The organism is Caldanaerovirga acetigignens (genome assembly GCF_900142995.1).
Taxonomy (GTDB): Bacteria; Bacillota; Thermosediminibacteria; order Thermosediminibacterales; family Thermosediminibacteraceae; genus Fervidicola; species Fervidicola acetigignens.
The window spans coordinates 1-1298 of record NZ_FRCR01000034.1 but is presented as its reverse complement, the minus strand read 5'-3'; the positions used below and the strand labels follow the sequence as shown (position 1 = coordinate 1298).

At 36.8% G+C, this 1298-nt stretch carries 2 protein-coding genes; both read left to right on the top strand.

Features of this window, described 5'->3' with window-relative positions; genetic code table 11:
- Positions 1–129: 129 nt before the first annotated feature.
- Positions 130–498: a BlaI/MecI/CopY family transcriptional regulator gene (locus BUB66_RS11805; RefSeq protein WP_073258738.1), complete on the top strand. Its 369-nt coding sequence runs from the start codon at positions 130–132 to the stop codon at positions 496–498.
- A 12-nt stretch (positions 499–510) separates the two neighbouring features.
- On the top strand, positions 511–1298 hold a 788-nt coding region (locus BUB66_RS11800), incomplete at its 3' end, for a M56 family metallopeptidase (protein WP_143156290.1).

Sequence of the window (1298 nt, the reverse complement as noted above, 5' to 3'; positions counted from 1 at the left end):
CATTTAATTTTTCAATTAACTGAGCAACTCCTATTAAAATCAAAAGAAGATAAATTATTGACACATTTACCTACATAATGTAGAATAAAATTAAACTACAATATGTAGATTAAAGGATGTGAGATTCTCGTGAAAAAGCTGCAGCGGATATCTGATGCGGAAAGGAAGATTATGGAGTATATTTGGAGATCCGGGCGCCCGGTTACAACTTCGGAAATCATGGAGAACTTACCCGAAGGAAAGATATGGAAGCAAAATACAGTGGTTACTTTTTTAGGCCGTTTAATAAAAAAGGGAATACTTAAAGCAACCAGGATTGGGAAGGCCAATTATTATGAACCTTGTATAACGGAACAAGAATACCGGTATTTTGAAACAAAGCAATTCATAAACGAAGTTCATAAAGGCTCAATATTGGGCTTTATAACCGCGTTATTTGAGAATGGCGACTTAACGAAAGAAGACATTGAAAGCATTATGAAACGCCTGAAAGAATAGGTGGTGTTTAAATTGAATAACATTTACGATCAGTTGTTTATCATGTCGGTCGTAGCCGGAGGGATATACCTGATTTTTAAAATTTTGAGTGTGATAACTCTGAAATACTTTTCGGCGGCATGGCACTATTACACCGGTATAGCTTTATATATGTTTTTTCTGATACCGTATCATCGATGGATGTCGTGGCTTAATTTATCCTCTATTCTTAAATTAAATCCGCTCATTGTTTTTGACTTTTCTTCCGGTGGTATACCTCAGCAAAATGGCAATACCGGATTTTTCGTTTACTATAAAGCTTTTCCATACATCTTGATGACCGGAACTTTGATATTTATAATTGTAATTCTTGTCCAGTACTATAATCTGAAGCGGCGCATTTTCAAAGTCTGCTTTATGACCGATGATACTCGGATTTTAGAAGTACTTTCAAAGTGTAAACAGCAGATGGGTATAAGGGAACAAATTCCCGTATATATTTCCCCGTACATAACAACACCCTTTCTTTGCGGTATTGTTAAGCCCTACATTATTTTGCCTGATATAAAACTTTCTACAGACGAATTGCAATGCGTTTTTCTTCATGAACTGACCCACTGGAAGCGCTGTGATATCTGGTTAAAATTATTAATGCTTTTTATCAATGCGATGCACTGGTTCAACCCTTTAGCCTATGCAGCAAGGCTCGACATAGACCAATTTTGCGAATTATCCTGTGATGAAAGTGTCGTGAAAGCAATGAGCAATCGGGAAAGGAGGCGGTATTGCGAATTGATGCTTAACGTGCTTTGGAACGTTGC